This window comes from Rhizobium skierniewicense Ch11, assembly GCF_023757665.1.
In the GTDB taxonomy this organism is placed as follows: domain Bacteria; phylum Pseudomonadota; class Alphaproteobacteria; order Rhizobiales; family Rhizobiaceae; genus Agrobacterium; species Agrobacterium skierniewicense.
Window position 1 is genome coordinate 267,205 of sequence record NZ_RXPG01000029.1, and the last position, 16,975, is coordinate 284,179.

Below are 16,975 nucleotides of genomic sequence, written 5' to 3' on the forward strand. Positions count from 1 at the left end.
CTTCAGTTCTGTTCGTCGTCTTTTTCAGTTGAAGGTACCAGATCGCGCTGAACCTCCGGCGAGCGCAGCAGTGCGTCAATCTTCTTGTAATTGTCGAAGCTGGTATCGTCGCGGAACCGCAGCTCCGGCACATATTTCAGCTGTCGCAGATGCGGACCCAAGCGGCCGCGCAGAAATTTGGCGTGACGGTTCAATGCCGTGATCGTATCGGTGTGATCGTCCACGCCAATCGGCGTCACGTAAGCGGTGGCGATCTTGAGATCGGTGGACATGCGCACTTCCGAAATGGAAATCACCGTCTTTTCGATCAGATCGTCGTTCACCTCTCCGCGTTGCAGGATCCGGGTCACCGCAGCGCGGACCTGTTCGCCAACGCGCAGCATGCGTTGCGAAGGGGCGGATGATGTTACTTTTGCCATTTTATCAAGCCTCAAACAGAGCGAGCGCCGGTTAAGCCGGCGCCCGACAGTTTTATTTCGTGTGGCGAAACGCTTAGAGCGTTCTGGTGATGTGCTCTACGCGGAAGCACTCGATGGTGTCGCCAGCGCGGATGTCTTCGTAGTTTTCGAATGCCATACCGCACTCCTGACCGACCGGCACTTCGCCGACTTCGTCCTTGAAGCGCTTAAGCGTCTTGAGTTTGCCTTCGTGGATAACGACATTGTCGCGCACCAGACGAACGCCTGCACCACGTTCCACCTTGCCTTCGACCACACGGCAACCGGCAACCTTGCCGACCTTGGTGATGTTGAAGACTTCCAGGATTTCGGCGTTGCCGAGGAAGGTCTCGCGACGTTCCGGCGACAGGAGGCCCGACATCGCAGACTTCACGTCATCCACCAGATCGTAGATGATGTTGTAGTAGCGAATTTCGATACCAGCCCGTTCGGCAGCCTGACGCGCCTGAACATTGGCACGAACGTTGAAGCCGATGATGGCGGCGTTCGATGCTTCTGCCAGCGAGATATCGGACTCGGTGATACCACCGGCACCCGAATGGATGATGCGAGCGCGAACTTCGTCCGTTCCAAGCTTGTCCAGCGCTCCGGCAATGGCTTCGATCGAGCCCTGCACGTCGCCCTTGATGAGCAGTGGGAAGTCCTTGCGGCCTGTCGACTGCAGCTGCGTCATCATCTGTTCCAGGGAACCACGCTGACCGGTCTGACGTGCGACAGCCTTATCGCGCGTCAAACGCTGGCGGTACTCGGAAATTTCGCGGGCACGTCCCTCGTTCTCGACAACCGCGAAGCGATCACCGGCAGATGGTGTACCCGACAGACCGAGAACTTCGACCGGCATGGCCGGACCAGCTTCCTTGACGTGATCACCCTTGTCGTTGACCAGAGCGCGAACACGGCCCCACTGGTCGCCAGCAACGATGATCTGACCTGGACGCAGGACGCCCTTCTGGACCAGAACCGTTGCCACGGAGCCACGACCACGATCGAGCTGAGCCTCGATGACCGTACCTTCGGCAGTACGGTTCATGTTTGCCTTCAGATCGAGAATTTCGGCCTGAAGCAGAACAGCTTCGAGAAGCTTGTCGAGGTTGAGCCTGTTTTTGGCCGAAACCTCGACGTCGAGAACTTCACCGCCCATGGATTCCACGAAGACTTCGTGCTGCAGGAGCTGTTGGCGAACCTTTTCAGGATTTGCCTCGTGCTTGTCGATCTTGTTGATCGCCACGATGATCGGCACGCCAGCGGCTTTCGCATGGTTGATCGATTCAATCGTTTGCGGCATCACGCTGTCGTCGGCTGCAACGACAAGGATCGCGATATCGGTTGCCTGCGCACCACGGGCACGCATGGCCGTAAAGGCGGCGTGGCCAGGGGTATCGATGAAGGTGATCTTGTGACCGTTCTTCTCGACCTGGTAAGCACCGATATGCTGGGTGATGCCACCGGCTTCACCGGAAACGACGCTGGTCTGACGGATTGCGTCGAGAAGCGATGTCTTGCCGTGGTCGACGTGACCCATGATGGTGACGACAGGAGGACGCGAAACCAGTTCACCGCCGCCATCTTCGTCAGACACGTTGAAGATGCCTTCTTCGATGTCGGATTCCGAGACGCGCTTGACCGTATGACCGAATTCGCCTGCGATCAGCTCGGCCAGATCGGCGTCGATGACGTCGCCCGGCTTCATCATCTGACCTTCCTTCATCAGATACTTGATCACATCGACGGCCCGTTCGGACATACGCTGCGACAGTTCCTGAATGGTGATGGTCTCAGGCAAGATAACTTCGCGCATGACCTTTTCGCGGGTTTCCTGCATCTGGCCGCGACGGAACTTCTCCTGACGACGACGCATGGCAGACAGCGAACGGCCACGGGCCTGACCATCTTCTTCCAGATTGGATGTCACCGTCAGCTTGCCACGACGGCGTTCTTCTTCCGTCTTGAGGCGTGCGGCAGGCTTGGCAGGAACCGGTGTCGCGACCTTGCCGCGAACAGGCAGATTGCCACGGCGCTGGTTGCTGCGCTCGTCCTCTTCCTCTTTTTCGGTCCGGCGCGCGCCTGGCGTGCCGCGTGCCGGCGTCAAGCCGGGAGCAGGTGCCGCGGCAGGCGCAACATTCCGTGTCGGTTGCGAACGCGCATCCTGACCCGCGGGCTGTGCCGAGGTATCGGCCGGAGTTTCCACGGGGGCAACCGGCGCCGGCTGAGAGGCCGCGATCTTGGCGGCGGCAGCCTCTTCCCTGGCGCGAACGATAGCTTCTTCTTTTTCCGCGATGAGGCGGGCTTCTTCTTCTACCTTGCGGCGGGCTTCTTCTTCAGCGCGCTGCTTGGCTTCCACGATGTCGCGGGCCTGCGCCTCCGCAAGGGCACGACGGCGTGCATCCATTTCACCGGCCGAGAGATCGTGCAACACGTTGCCGCGTGGACGATCCGGCTGGCGCTGTGGCTGCGACGACGGAGCTGGACGTTGCTGATTACCGGACTGGTGACTGCGCTGCTGAGGCTGCTGCGGGCGCGGCGCGGCTGGAGCAGCGGCAGCCGGTGCGGCCGGGCGTGCGGCAATCGGTGCAATCACATGCTTTTCGTCTTCGGGACGCAAAGGGCGGCGCTTGCGTGTTTCCACCACAACCGCGTTCGTGCGACCTCGACCCATATCTTGACGCACAGTACCTTGAGACGCCCCACTCGGCTTGAGTGTCAGGGTCTTCTTGGCTGGTGCATTCTGTGTCTTGTCGTCGTTGTTGTCGGTCATTCCGTTCCCGTTCCTTCAGACGAGAGCCGGATGACGTCACCAGACCCTGTCTCTACAATTGCTGTATCCGAACGCGGTAGACGGTCATGTCCGATAACCGCGTCATTGTGTTTCCATCCGGGCAGCGTCAATTTCTTCCCGAGGTTTTTCGCCATGGCGATACCGCTCGAGCATCTTTGCGCGCTTCACTACACCCTCACCCGCCTGTCCTGCAAGCGCGCAGGCATGGATAAAAGCATTCTGGCCCATCAGGTCGTCCATTTCCTGCTCACTGAAGAGCTGAAAGGACGGTATTTCCGTCTCGGCGCCTGAGCCGAGTGTCCAGGCCTTGCGGGCCTGATTTATCTTTCTCACGCCATCAGGCGCTGCATCGGTTGCGTGAAAGACGGCAAGCGCCTTTCCCGATCGTACGGAGGCATCGACCTTCGTTGCGCCGGAAATGAACTGGCCCGCCTTTCGAGCCATGTTCATCATCCCGGCCAGCTGCTGCGCCATCAACCGGTCCATCATATCCAGAAGGTCCGGTCCGGCTTTCACATCCGTCTTCAAGGCCCGTGCAAAGAGTTTCTTCGCAATGGCCTTTTCGATCAGGGCGCGCTCGGGTGTGACCCAGCAACCGCGCCCCGGCAATTGGCGTTTCAGGTCCGGAACAACACTCTGGTCCGGGCCTGCGACAAAACGGATCAACTCATCCGGTGTTCCGATTTGTCGCGTCACAATGCACATCCGCTCACTTGCGGTGCCTTCGAACTGGTCGTCATCGACCAATTCGTCCGGCTCATGCGATTGCGAAATCATTCCTGATCGGCGGTATCCGCCTCCTCGATGCCAAGGTCTTCCTGCTGAGCCGCAAGATCCTCTTGCGTAATCCAGCCAGCCAGAAGGCGGGCCTGAACGATCATGTTCTCAGCTTCGACACGCGAAACGTCGAGCTTTGAGAAGGTGCCTTCAAACTTCTTGGTCTCGCCATCCTTGCGTTCGCTCCAGCCGACCAGATCGTCGGCGGCGCAACCTGCAAAGTCTTCGATGGTCTTGACACCTTCCTCACCCAGCGCAACCAACATCTGTGATGTCAAACCATCGATCTGGAGAAGCTCGTCGGTAACGCCGAGTTCCTTGCGCTTTGCGTCCATTTCAGTCTCGATGCGTTCCAGATATTCCTTGGCGCGCGTCTGGATTTCGACAGCCGTATCTTCGTCGAAACCGTCAATGGAGGAAATTTCGCTCAAGTCCACATAGGCGAGTTCTTCGACCTGCGCGAAGCCTTCGGACGCCAGAACCTGGCCAACCATTTCGTCCACATCCAGCGCTTCCATGAAAATGCCGGTGCGTTCGTTGAATTCCTTCTGACGACGCTCCGACTCTTCGGCTTCCGTCATGATGTCGATGTCCCAGCCGGTCAGTTGCGACGCGAGACGTACGTTCTGTCCGCGACGACCGATAGCGAGCGACAGCTGCTCATCGGGCACGACGACTTCGATACGCTCGGCTTCTTCGTCGAGAACAACCTTGGACACTTCAGCGGGCTGAAGGGCGTTGACGATGAAGGATGCCGGGTCCTGCGACCAGGGAATGATGTCGATCTTTTCGCCCTGAAGCTCACCCACGACAGCCTGAACGCGCGAGCCGCGCATACCGACGCAGGCGCCGACCGGATCGATCGACGAATCGTTGGAGATAACCGCGATCTTGGCACGTGAACCCGGGTCACGGGCAACGGACTTGATCTGGATGATGCCGTCGTAGATTTCAGGCACTTCCATGGTGAAAAGCTTGACCATGAATTGCGGGTGCGTGCGTGACAGGAAAATCTGCGGGCCACGCTGTTCGCGGCGCACGTCGTAGACGAAGGCACGAACGCGGTCGCCATAACGCAGGTTTTCGCGCGGGATCATCTCGTCGCGACGAATGATGCCTTCACCACGGCCCAGATCGACGATGACGTTGCCGTATTCGACGCGCTTGACGGTGCCGTTGATGATCTCACCGATGCGATCCTTGAATTCGTCATACTGACGGTCACGCTCGGCTTCACGAACCTTCTGGACGATGACCTGCTTGGCGGACTGAGCTGCGATGCGGCCGAAATCCATCGGCGGCAGCGGATCGGCGATGTAGTCACCGATCTTGGCATCGACGTTGCGGTCACGGGCCAGTTCCAGCGGAATCTGCGTGCCGTAGTCTTCAGCCTTCTCGACCACTTCGAGCAGACGCTGCAAGCGGATCTCGCCGGTCTTGGAGTTGATGTCTGCGCGAATATTGGTCTCAGAACCGTAACGCGAGCGGGCAGCCTTCTGGATGGCATCGGCCATTGCGGCCAGCACGATTTCGCGGTCGATGACCTTTTCGCGCGCCACAGCATCGGCGATCTGCAGAAGCTCAAGCCTGTTAGCACTGACTGCCATTTTCATGTCTCCGTATGTCGTTTTGCCCGGGTTATGAGGGCTTATACGTTGGAATTAGTCTTCGTCTGCTTCTTCGTTCTGGTTGGCAGCAGCGGCCTTGGCCTGCTTGTCCGCCTTCAGCGCGTCGCGAATGAGTTCATCCGTCAGGATCAGCTTTGCGTCGGACAGCGTGTTGAACGGTATCATCACCACCGGCTCCTCGCCGTAAGCAATCTGATCGCGCTCGAGCTTGAAACCGTCTTCTTCGACACCCGCAATCTTGCCACGAAAGCGCTTGCGGTTGTCCACCAGGATCGATGTCTCGACCTTGACGATATGGCCCTGCCAGCGCGCAAAATCTATCTTACGCACCATCGGCCTGTCGATGCCAGGCGACGACACTTCCAGATGATACGCCGTTTGAACGGGATCTTCTACATCCAGAACCGGAGAAATCGCCAAAGACACCGCTTCGCAGTCCTGAACGGTCATGGTTCCGTCTTCGCGCTCAGCCATCACCTGCAAGGTGGAGCCATTCTGGCTGGACAGGCGAACCCTGACCAGCAGGTATCCCATGCCTGTCAGCACCGGCTCGATGATCTCGGCGATGCGCTGGTCCACACCCGTTTCGGTTATCAGTCTTGGTTCGGCTTCTGCCATCGTGGCCTTCCGGTCTCATGTCCAAAACCGGCGTTCATGCCGGTTTTCAGGGCGCCTAACGAAAAAGAGCGGGGCCTTGCGACCCCACTCTTCATCAGACGATCAAGAATTTGAAGGTCCGTATAAACCCTTAACGCCGATAATGCAAGGATAAGGCGCAAGCGCTGCGAAATTGGCTATCGTCACAATTTTACCTTGGGAGAGCCTGAAACAGTAGCATCCTCTCAAACGGCGTCTATAGTGTCCGCCTCATCACCAGCAATTGCATCCATTGGACTGCCCGTGCCCGATAGAAAATCTCCCCTCACGCCGCTCAAGCATCAAACCTACAGAACGATCTGGTTTGCGAGCATCGCCTCCAATTTTGGCGGGCTCATCCAGGCAGTGGGTGCTGCATGGATGATGACGGCGCTGTCCTCGTCGGAAAACATGATCGCGCTGGTGCAGGCATCGACCTCCCTTCCCATCATGCTGTTCTCCCTTGTGTCAGGCGCACTTGCGGACAGTCTCGACCGCCGCCGTATCATGATTTCGGCTCAGTTCCTGATGTTGACCGCCTCCGTCATGCTGACCGTTTTCGCCTGGTTTGGCTGGCTGTCGCCTTGGTTGCTTTTGTTTTTCACCTTCATGATCGGTTGCGGCACGGCTCTCAACAATCCGTCATGGCAGGCGTCCGTCGGCGAAATGGTGCCGCGTGAAGACCTGCCCGCGGCCGTGACCCTCAACAGCGTCGGCTTCAACATCACCCGCAGCGTCGGGCCCGCCATCGGCGGCGTCATCGTCGCGATTGCGGGGGCGGCGGCAGCATTTCTCGTCAACACCTTCAGTTATTTCACGCTGATCTATGCCCTCATCAAATGGCAGCCGCCGAAAAATACGTCGACCTTGCCACGCGAGCATCTGTTGGCCGCGATTTCGGCGGGGATGCGCTACGTGGCGATGTCGCCGAATATCGGCAAGGTTCTGGTCCGTGGCTTTCTGTTCGGCCTGTCGGCCAGCGCGATTTTAGCCCTCATGCCACTGGTCGCCCGCGATCTCGTGCAGGGCGGGCCACTTACCTACGGCATCATGCTCGGCGCGTTCGGGGTCGGCGCCATCGGTGGAGCGCTGATCAGCGCCCGTCTGCGTGAAACGCTGAGCAGCGAATGGATCGTTCGCGTCGCCTTCCTCGGCTTTGCCTTCAGCGCCGGTGTGACGGCCATCAGCACCAATGCCATACTGACGGCCCTCGTTCTTACCGTCTCGGGTGCAAGCTGGGTGCTGGCGCTTTCGCTGTTCAACACCATCGTGCAGCTGTCGACGCCGCGCTGGGTGGTGGGGCGCGCGCTGTCGCTCTACCAGACGCTGACGTTCGGTGGCATCGCAGTGGGTAGCTGGTTGTGGGGCTCGCTGGCGGAAGATTACGGCCTGACCTACTCCTTGCTCTGTTCGTGCGTGCTGATGCTGCTCGGCGTTCTCGTTGGTTTCAAGCTCACTATGCCCGCCTTCGCATCGCTCAATCTCGATCCGCTCAACCGCTTCGTGGAGCCGAACCTGCGCCTCGATATCAAGCCCCGCAGCGGCCCTATCGCTATTCTGGTCGATTACGAAATCGACGACAGCGATTTGCCGGAGTTCATGGCGATCATGGTGGAGCGGCGGCGCATTCGTCTGCGAGACGGCGCGCAGAACTGGACGCTGATGCGCGATCTGGAGAACCCCGACGTCTGGACCGAGATTTACCACGTTCCGACATGGGTGGAATATGTGCGCCACAATCACCGCCGGACCCAGGCCGATGCGGAAAGCTGGGACAGTATTTTAAGGCTTCACCGCGGTTCGACACGCCCACGCGTTCACCGTATGATCGAGCGTCAGGCGATACCGTCGCAGGACGACATCTTCCACAAGGCGCATATCGAGCCACACTGAAGCCCGACCGGTAGCGCTTATCCGCGAAGCGCTTCGGCCGGTGACTGGCGGTAGGCCAGCCGTGCAGGCAGGATGGCCAGAACCGCTGCGACGACAAGCAACAGAGCAGCCTGGGTCGCATCAGCCCGCGCAAATTCCACCGGCATGACCACGCCACTTTTGGCGACGAGCATGCCGGTGATGATGTTTGCGGCGGCAAAACCGAGGGCAAAGCCCAGCGCGATGCCTGGTGCAAACAATGCGAACAACTCCGTCCATACGATGAGCGAGATGAATGATCGTGGCGCGCGTTTCACCGCCCGGCTTGTCGTCATCGACCGTGCCGACGATGGAAACGCCATGGGTCTGGTCACCTGTAACGACGATCAGCCGTATCCGGGTTCTTGGCCGCGAATTCACTGGCAACGCCAAGGGCTTTGTCGAATTCGATGGTCTCCATCACGGCGCGGCCCCAGTCCAGCGGGTGGGACATCTTGTCGATGTTTACCGCTTCGACCGTCAGGACGAAGCCGGCCTGGTTTTTCGAAAGCTAACGAAGAGCGGCCTTGAACATGTCAACGAGACCAGGCTGATTCGGAAACTTGTCGACGGCACCCTTTTTGAGGACGTTGCGATCAAGAACCGTATCCATATTGGAGGGATGGGAGAGACCAGAAGCTTTCCGGTGTTGGACCCTTCGGCTTTTCCAGTTCGCTCCTGTCGGTTGCCAGTGTCTAACCGGCGTCCTTGAATAGCTTGATGTCATCCTTGTCGTTCTCGCCGAGGAAGCCGGCGGAGCCACCACCCAGAACAACCTATGGCTTGACGTCGTACATCATGCCGGTGATCTCGGCCTTGTCGGCGCGTTTGCGAGCGTGTGACACGACGGCCGCAGACGTCGCGTCCTGCAATTCGGCGGTCGTCCCGATGCCGATGGACTTCCTTGTCCGGCGGCGCAGAGCCACTGCCATCGTCTCGACGCGCGGGTCGTCGAGGCTTGCGGGTGTGCGGTCGCCATAGACGCCAAGTGCATTTACGGCCGTCTTGTGGCCGATCATGCCCTTGGACATGAGCTTGACGTCTTCAGGTTTGACGACGCCCTTGAACCCGACCTTGAAAACAAAAGGCGAGCCTATGAGGATCGCCGCACGGTCGAGGGGATAGACGGGCGCAGCCTGTGCGGCACCTGCGAGAATGGCGGTTGCGACAAGCAGCGCGAGAAATTTGCGCTTGGCAACCTCGCGGGATGGGTATTGGGTCGAAGATATATTCGCCTGTAGGAACTGTGCGTGACAGACACGTGACGGTTTTCAGGGATTTGGCTTCGATACCCAAAGGTCCAAAGTTTCCTGCATTCGGATGGAGCGCCTGCACGCGGAGGGACTTCATACGCATATGAGGGCTTCATTTCTTTTTTTTGCACCTCTCAGCAGCGCTATCGCCTTGCAGCCTGAAAAATCGCTCCTTATATACCCCGCAGACCAGCAGAAATGCTGACAAAACCGGAAGACCCATCCAAGTCAAGGAGTTGTCAATGGAATGCCTCCCGGGGTTCCGACGACTCGCTTCAAGGAGAGAAGAAAAATGGCAAAAGTAATCGGTATCGACCTTGGCACGACCAATTCCTGCGTTGCAGTGATGGACGGCAAGGACATTAGAGTTATTGAAAACGCGGAAGGTGCACGCACGACCCCTTCCATGGTTGCATTCAGCGACGATGGCGAGCGTCTGGTCGGCCAGCCTGCAAAGCGTCAGGCCGTCACCAACCCAACCAACACTCTGTTTGCCGTGAAGCGTCTGATCGGTCGCCGCTACGAAGACCCTACCGTCGAGAAAGACAAGGGCCTCGTCCCGTTCGAGATCGTCAAGGGTGACAACGGCGACGCCTGGGTTCAGGCACAGGGCAAGGGCTATTCTCCTTCCCAGATTTCCGCCATGATTCTTCAGAAAATGAAGGAAACAGCCGAATCCTATCTCGGTGAAAAGGTCGAAAAGGCCGTCATCACCGTTCCTGCCTACTTCAACGACGCACAGCGTCAGGCAACCAAGGACGCAGGCCGCATCGCCGGTCTTGAGGTTCTGCGCATTATCAACGAGCCGACCGCTGCTGCCCTGGCCTATGGCCTCGACAAGAAGGAAGGCAAGACGATTGCCGTGTACGACTTGGGCGGCGGTACCTTCGATATCTCCGTTCTGGAAATCGGTGACGGCGTTTTCGAAGTAAAATCCACCAATGGCGATACGTTCCTTGGCGGTGAAGACTTCGACATGCGTCTGGTCGAATATCTGGCTGGTGAATTCAAGAAGGATCAGGGCATCGATCTGAAGGGCGACAAGCTTGCGCTTCAGCGCCTGAAGGAAGCCGCTGAAAAGGCAAAGATCGAACTGTCATCTTCTCAGCAGACGGAAATCAACCTGCCGTTCATCACAGCTGACGCGACCGGTCCCAAGCACCTGACACTGAAACTGACCCGCGCCAAGTTCGAAAGCCTGGTTGACGATCTGGTCCAGCGCACCGTTGCACCGTGCAAGGCAGCGCTGAAGGATGCTGGTCTGACCGCAGCCGAGATCGAAGAAGTGGTTCTCGTCGGCGGCATGAGCCGCATGCCGAAGGTGCAGGAAATCGTCAAGCAGCTGTTTGGCAAGGAGCCGCATAAGGGTGTGAACCCGGATGAGGTGGTTGCGATGGGTGCGGCCATTCAGGCTGGCGTTCTGCAGGGTGACGTCAAGGACGTCCTGCTTCTCGACGTGACGCCTCTGTCGCTGGGCATCGAGACGCTGGGTGGCGTGTTCACACGTCTGATCGACCGTAACACGACGATCCCGACCAAGAAGAGCCAAACCTTCTCGACAGCCGAAGACAGCCAGTCTGCCGTCACCATCCGCGTCAGCCAGGGCGAGCGCGAAATGGCTGCCGACAACAAGTCGCTTGGTCAGTTCGACCTCGTTGGGCTGCCGCCAGCACCCCGCGGCGTTCCGCAGATCGAAGTCACCTTCGATATCGACGCCAACGGCATCGTGCAGGTTTCTGCAAAGGACAAGGGTACCGGCAAGGAGCAGCAGATCCGTATCCAGGCATCTGGTGGCCTGTCGGACGCCGACATCGAAAAGATGGTCAAGGATGCCGAGGCCAACGCCGAGACCGACAAGAAGCGTCGCGCCGGTGTTGAAGCCAAGAACCAGGCCGAAAGCCTGATCCACTCTACCGAAAAGTCGGTTAAGGAGTATGGCGACAAGGTTTCCGAGACGGACCGCAAGGCCATCGAAGATGCCATTGCCGCGCTGAAGACGTCTGTCGAAGCTTCCGAGCCGGATGCAGACGACATTCAGGCCAAGACACAGACCCTCATGGAAGTCTCCATGAAGCTTGGTCAGGCGATCTATGAAGCGCAGCAGGCTGAAGGCGGCGAAGGCTCTGCCGAAGGCGGCAAGGACGATATCGTCGATGCCGACTATGAGGAAATCAAGGACGACAAGAAGTCCGCATAAGTGTGGCTCTTGAAACCCAATTGATGCTTGACTGAAATCCGGCTGCCCCAAGTCTTTGATGATTTTAAGGTGTTTCAATCTTAAATCATCTTTGTCTGGCAGCCGGAAATCCATTTCCGGGGCGTGTTGATTCATGGCGAAAGCAGACTTTTACGAAACACTTGGCGTTGGCAGGGCAGCTGACGAAAAAGAGCTGAAAAGCGCCTTCCGCAAACTCGCGATGAAGTATCATCCGGACAAGAATCCTGGTGACGCCGAGTCTGAGAAAAAATTCAAAGAACTCAACGAAGCCTATGAGACACTGAAAGACCCGCAGAAGCGGGCTGCCTATGACCGCTTCGGTCACGCGGCCTTCGAGCAGGGCGGCATGGGCAATGCAGGCGGCGGCTTTGGCGGTGGGGCCAGCGGCGGTTTCTCGGACATCTTCGAAGATATCTTCGGCGAGATGATGGGTGGCGGACGTGCGCGGCGCTCCAGCGGTGGCCGCGAACGCGGTGCCGATCTTCGCTACAACATGGAAATCTCTCTGGAGGAGGCCTTCGCCGGCAAAACGGCGCAGATCCGTGTTCCAACCTCCATCACCTGTGATGTCTGCACCGGTTCGGGCGCAAAGCCTGGTACGCAGCCGAAAACCTGCGCGACCTGCCAGGGTTCGGGCCGCGTGCGTGCAGCGCAAGGTTTCTTCTCGGTGGAGCGTACCTGCCCGACCTGTCACGGTCGTGGCCAGACGATCACGGATCCGTGCACCAAGTGTAACGGTCAGGGCCGTGTGACGGAAGAGCGCTCGCTGTCGGTCAATATTCCCGCCGGCATCGAAGACGGCACTCGTATTCGCCTTCAGGGCGAGGGCGAGGCCGGTATGAGGGGTGGTCCATCCGGCGACCTCTACATCTTCCTGTCGGTTCGACCGCACGAGTTCTTCCAGCGCGATGGTGCAGATCTCTACTGCGCAGTTCCCATCTCGATGACGACGGCGGCGCTGGGCGGCACGTTCGATGTGACGACGCTGGACGGCACGAAGTCGCGCGTGACCGTGCCCGAGGGTACACAGGCCGGCAAGCAGTTTCGTCTAAAGGGTAAGGGCATGCCCGTGCTGCGGTCTGCGCAGCAAGGCGACCTCTATATCCAGATCCAGATCGAAACTCCGCAGAAGCTGACGAAACGGCAGCGCGAACTGCTACAGGAATTCGATGAACTGTCTTCCAAGGACAACAACCCCGAATCCACCGGCTTCTTTGCCCGGATGAAGGAATTCTTCGACGGTTGATCCATTCTTGATTTCCAAGACAAAGCCGCGCTTCGGTAGAATGCGCGGCTTTTTTTATATGAAGGTGCTGGATCGGTCAGCCCGAAAATCCGCCCTCTTCCAGAAACGTGTTTTCTTCCGCCGTGCTCTGCCGCAACAGAACATCGTTGCGATGTGGGAAGCGACCGAAGCGTTCGATGATATCGCGATGTTCGATTGCGAAGGGAAAATAGCGGTCGCCCAACGGTTCGCACAGTGTGCAGCACAGGTGCTGGTCTTGCAGCTCTTCCGAATGCATCAGGGGAAGATAGACGAAGATGCGAAGCTGCGCATCGACAGCCATGTCATGACCGCGCCGCAGGCATTCCTGCGTATAGTACCGGGCAAGAGGATCGGTCGCGTACATATGCGCCGTGCCTCTGAAACAGTTGCGCGGAAACTGGTCGAGCAGCAACAGGAGGGCCAGACTGCTATCGGCAGCGTCAAGCCATGTTCCCAACTCGCGTCTTGCCGCAGAAAAATGCAGCTCCCTGAAACGATCGTGAAACGCCGTGTCGAATTGGGCGTCCTTGTCGAACCATTTTTCCGGCCCGGCCTCTTTCCAGAAATTCAGGACTTCTGGCGCCGACATAGCGGTTTGAGTTACACCCAAGATGCTCTCCTCAATAATGCGGCGGCTTGGTAATCGCGGGCGCTTCGAGAGACTGTTCCTCGAGGTTCAGGAAACGGTCGGTCAGCCGGTCCAGCTTGGCGCGGGTCTGCTCGACCACCTTCCATTGCTCGGTCAGCTGGTCTGAAAGCTCTTCGATGGTTTTTGCCTGATGCGCCACGGTTTCTTCGAGCGCAATGATACGGTTTTCGCTGTCGTCGGCCATCGGGATCTCCTGTCCATGGCCTGCTTTGCCAGCTTTGCATCTCACAAACAAGACAAAGGCCGAGCAAGATGCCCGGCCCCTGAAATTTTGAAGATCAAACAGGCGATCAATCTTCTTCCTGAAAAACCTCTTCGCGCTTTTTCTTGACGCTTGGCAGGAAGACCACGACCAAAACCGCCAGAGCGATCAGCAGCAGTGTCGCGCTGATGGGACGCGTCACGAAGGTGGTTGCGTCACCACGCGACAGGATCATCGCCCGCCGCAGGTTTTCCTCCAGAAGCGGCCCCAGCACGAAGCCGAGCAGAAGCGGCGCCGGTTCGCACCGCAGCTTGACCAGCGCATAGCCGATGAGCCCGAAGAAGGCGACGGCGTATAAGTCGTAGACATTGGAGTTGACGCTGTAGACCCCGATGGCGCAGAAGGCCATGATGATCGGGAACAATACATAGTATGGGATGGTCAGAAGCTTCACCCACAGCCCGATGAGCGGCAGGTTGAGAATGACCAGCATCAGGTTGCCGATCCACATCGAGGCGATGATGCCCCAGAACAGCGCGGGCTGCTCGGTTGCAACATTCGGACCGGGAACGATGCCCTGAATGATCATGGCGCCGATCATCAATGCCATGACGGGATTGGCAGGAATACCAAGCGTCAGAAGCGGAATGAACGAGGTCTGCGCACCGGCGTTGTTGGCTGACTCAGGGCCAGCCACACCGGCGATGGCGCCATAGCCAAACTCTTCCGGATGTTTCGAAACACGCTTTTCGACTGTGTAGGACGCAAAAGCCGCAAGGATGGCACCGCCGCCTGGCAAAATGCCAAGAGCCGAACCGATGGCCGTACCGCGCAGAACGGGGCCGATCATCTGCTTGAAGTCTTCCTTGCTGGGCAGGAGGCCACTGACCTTGGCCATCAAGACGGAGCGTGTCTTTTCGTTTTCGAGGTTGCGCAGAATTTCGGCAATGCCGAAGACACCGACGGCAACGGCCACGAAATTCAAACCATCCGCATATTCGCGGATGCCCAACGTGAAGCGCGGCGTACCGCTATAGATATCTGTGCCGACGAGACCCAGAAGCAAACCCAGAACCACCATGGCCAAGGCTTTGATGATGGAGCCGTGGGCGAGCGCGATGGACGACACGAGGCCGACCACCATCAGAGAGAAATATTCGGCAGCGCCGAATTGCAGCGCGATGGCTGTCAGCGGTGGTGCGAAAATCGCCACGAGGAATGTCGAGACCGTACCCGCGAAGAACGAACCGATCGCTGCAACCGACAGTGCCACGCCCGCCTTGCCCTTGCGCGCCATCTGATAGCCATCGATGGCGGTGACGGCGGATGAGGATTCGCCCGGCATATTGATGAGGATGGCCGTGGTCGAACCGCCATATTGCGCGCCGTAATAGATACCGGCCAGCATGATGAGCGACGATACCGGTTCCAGCTGGAAGGTAATTGGCAGCAGCATCGCGATGGTTGCCGTGGCACCGATGCCCGGCAACACGCCGATCAACGTGCCGAGAATCACGCCGATAAGGCAGAAGAACAGGTTGTCGAGTGAGGTTGCGGTGGAAAAACCCAGCGCCAGATTATTGAACAGGTCCATCATGCACCTCAGAAATTGAGCCAGGGGCCGAAGCGCTGGAAGGGCAGACCAAGACCATAGTCGAAGACTGCGACGGAAAAGATCGTAATGCCAATGGACAAGAGGACGGCCATTGCCGGCTTCATCTTATGCGATGCAAAGGATGCGATGAGTGCGCTGATGAAAAGCGCTGGCACGAAGCCAAGGCCCCGCACGGTCAAGCCGAAGAAGATGGGTGCCGGCAGAATGAGAAAGATGCCACGCCAGGCGATTGGCCCCAGCGGCTCGCCCTGAACCTTCCCGGCCCGCACGAGAATGAGTGTGCCGAGCCCGACAAGAATGAGCGACAGTACCAGCGGGAAATAGCCGGGGCCCATGCGAAATGCCGTTCCCAGTTCGAGCCCATAGGACTGCCAGGCAAAGAAAATGCCGAGAAGCATGAAGAAGGCGCCGCAAACCGCCTCTGTTGTGTCGAAAGAAAGTGATTTCATGGTGATGTCCCCCGCTGGCGAGTGAAGACCGGCAGCTCTTGAAGGCCACCGGTCGATTGCTTGAAAGCAGGCTCAGTCGGCGTACTGACCGGCGGCCTCTATCACCGTTTTCCAGCGCGGTATCTCGGCTTCGAGCTTGGCCTTGAGGGCCGCTGGTGTGCCATCGGCTTCAGGCGACGGCGTGGTGCCAAGCTCGGCAAAACGGGCAGCGACATTCGGGTCCTTCAGCGCGATCTGAAGCGACTTGGACAGCCGCTCGTTGATAGCGGACAGTGTACCCTTGGGCGTGTAGATGCCGTGCCATACGCCGACTTCGAAGTTCGGCAGACCGGCTTCAGCCGAGGTCGGCACATTTGCTAAAACATCCAGACGTTTCGGCGTGGTGACGGCATAGGCTTTGACCGTGCCGCCCTGAATCTGCTTCGTCGTATTGGTCGTCTGGTCGCACATGATATCGACCTGACCACCGAGAAGATCGGTCATTGCTGGACCGGTACCCTTGTATGGAACGGTGACGAGCGGCGTCTGGATGGCGCTCATGAACAGCATGCCGCACAGATGGGAGGCCGCACCAATACCGGCATTGGCGACGGTCACCGTATCCTTGTTGGCCTTGGCGTATTCGATCAGGCCCTTGAGATCAGTCGTTTCGAGCGTCTTGCGCGACAGGATGGTCATCGGCACTTCGGTGACGAGACCGACATAGTCGAAGGCTTCGAGCGTGTTGTAAGCCAGCTTGCGGTATAGCGTGGCACTCGTCGCCATGCCGATGTGGTGGAGAAGCACGGTGTAACCATCCGGATCGGCGGATGCGACGCGGCCTGCACCAAGGGTACCACCGGCACCGCCGACATTTTCGACGATGATCTGTTGTCCCAAATCCTTGGACATGGATTCGGCAACAAGGCGCGCGACCGTATCGGTCGGGCCGCCTGCGGCGAAGGGAACGACCATGGTGATGTTGCGCTGCGGGTAGGTTTGCGCAGCCGCGGACAGGGCAAACAGTGATACGGCAGCAGCAGCGACTGCACCTGTGACGGTTTTCAGAATTTTCATCTTTTCCTCCCGATGAAATATGGCCTCTTCGACCGGCGCACTCCTATTGCGGTCGGTCGGGGTGAGGCTATTTGCAATCG

At 58.5% G+C, this 16,975-nt stretch carries 13 protein-coding genes and 2 pseudogenes; 3 read left to right on the forward strand and 12 right to left on the reverse strand.

Annotated features, from left to right (window positions below):
* Window positions 1–2: 2 nt before the first annotated feature.
* The 5 genes from rbfA to rimP all read right to left on the reverse strand — a co-directional run bounded on the left by rbfA (window position 3) and on the right by rimP (window position 6,257).
* Window positions 3–419: a 30S ribosome-binding factor RbfA gene (gene rbfA, locus EKM04_RS19715; RefSeq protein WP_183896771.1), complete on the reverse strand. Its 417-nt coding sequence runs from the start codon at window positions 417–419 to the stop codon at window positions 3–5.
* Between the two features lie 73 nt (window positions 420–492).
* A complete protein-coding gene (gene infB, locus EKM04_RS19720; RefSeq protein ID WP_183896772.1) occupies window positions 493–3,213 on the reverse strand; it encodes a translation initiation factor IF-2 in 2,721 nt (906 codons plus the stop codon).
* A 102-nt stretch (window positions 3,214–3,315) separates the two neighbouring features.
* Window positions 3,316–4,011: an RNA-binding protein gene (locus EKM04_RS19725; protein ID WP_174151724.1), complete on the reverse strand. Its 696-nt coding sequence runs from the start codon at window positions 4,009–4,011 to the stop codon at window positions 3,316–3,318.
* Window positions 4,008–5,618, reverse strand: coding sequence for a transcription termination factor NusA (gene nusA, locus EKM04_RS19730; RefSeq protein WP_174151723.1), 1,611 nt, complete (start codon window positions 5,616–5,618; stop codon window positions 4,008–4,010). The genes EKM04_RS19725 and nusA overlap by 4 nt, the downstream gene beginning before the upstream one ends.
* 54 nt (window positions 5,619–5,672) lie before the next feature.
* A complete protein-coding gene (gene rimP / locus EKM04_RS19735; protein WP_174151722.1) occupies window positions 5,673–6,257 on the reverse strand; it encodes a ribosome maturation factor RimP in 585 nt (194 codons plus the stop codon).
* Window positions 6,258–6,539: 282 nt separating this feature from the next.
* Here rimP and EKM04_RS19740 point away from each other — a divergent pair, with 282 nt between their 5' ends.
* The gene (locus tag EKM04_RS19740) at window positions 6,540–8,168 is read left to right on the forward strand and encodes an MFS transporter (RefSeq protein WP_183896773.1); all 1,629 of its coding nucleotides are present in this window, start codon (window positions 6,540–6,542) and stop codon (window positions 8,166–8,168) included.
* Between the two features lie 17 nt (window positions 8,169–8,185).
* Here EKM04_RS19740 and EKM04_RS19745 read toward each other — a convergent pair.
* A pseudogene (locus EKM04_RS19745) lies at window positions 8,186–8,455 on the reverse strand (FtsX-like permease family protein); the annotation flags it as partial.
* Window positions 8,445–9,415 (reverse strand): annotated as a pseudogene (locus EKM04_RS19750) (alkaline phosphatase); the annotation flags it as partial. The pseudogenes EKM04_RS19745 and EKM04_RS19750, both read right to left, overlap by 11 nt.
* Before the next feature lie 316 nt (window positions 9,416–9,731).
* Here EKM04_RS19750 and dnaK point away from each other — a divergent pair.
* Both dnaK and dnaJ read left to right on the forward strand, forming a co-directional pair.
* Window positions 9,732–11,636 (forward strand): molecular chaperone DnaK, encoded by a 1,905-nt coding sequence (gene dnaK / locus EKM04_RS19755; protein ID WP_174151719.1) that lies wholly within the window; start codon window positions 9,732–9,734, stop codon window positions 11,634–11,636.
* A gap of 133 nt (window positions 11,637–11,769) precedes the next feature.
* The gene (gene dnaJ / locus EKM04_RS19760) at window positions 11,770–12,903 is read left to right on the forward strand and encodes a molecular chaperone DnaJ (RefSeq protein WP_183896774.1); all 1,134 of its coding nucleotides are present in this window, start codon (window positions 11,770–11,772) and stop codon (window positions 12,901–12,903) included.
* A gap of 76 nt (window positions 12,904–12,979) precedes the next feature.
* On the opposite strand, the gene EKM04_RS19765 is transcribed toward dnaJ, so the two are convergent.
* The 5 genes from EKM04_RS19765 to EKM04_RS19785 all read right to left on the reverse strand — a co-directional run bounded on the left by EKM04_RS19765 (window position 12,980) and on the right by EKM04_RS19785 (window position 16,895).
* A complete protein-coding gene (locus EKM04_RS19765; RefSeq protein WP_183896815.1) occupies window positions 12,980–13,513 on the reverse strand; it encodes a DUF924 family protein in 534 nt (177 codons plus the stop codon).
* A gap of 31 nt (window positions 13,514–13,544) precedes the next feature.
* Window positions 13,545–13,757 (reverse strand): SlyX family protein, encoded by a 213-nt coding sequence (locus EKM04_RS19770; RefSeq protein ID WP_042616170.1) that lies wholly within the window; start codon window positions 13,755–13,757, stop codon window positions 13,545–13,547.
* Between the two features lie 106 nt (window positions 13,758–13,863).
* On the reverse strand, window positions 13,864–15,369 hold the full coding sequence (locus EKM04_RS19775; RefSeq protein WP_183896775.1) for a tripartite tricarboxylate transporter permease: 1,506 nt from the start codon (window positions 15,367–15,369) through the stop codon (window positions 13,864–13,866).
* 8 nt (window positions 15,370–15,377) lie between these two features.
* Window positions 15,378–15,839 (reverse strand): tripartite tricarboxylate transporter TctB family protein, encoded by a 462-nt coding sequence (locus EKM04_RS19780; protein WP_174151715.1) that lies wholly within the window; start codon window positions 15,837–15,839, stop codon window positions 15,378–15,380.
* 72 nt (window positions 15,840–15,911) lie between these two features.
* Window positions 15,912–16,895 (reverse strand): tripartite tricarboxylate transporter substrate-binding protein, encoded by a 984-nt coding sequence (locus EKM04_RS19785; protein ID WP_183896776.1) that lies wholly within the window; start codon window positions 16,893–16,895, stop codon window positions 15,912–15,914.
* Between the last annotated feature and the right edge of the window lie 80 nt (window positions 16,896–16,975).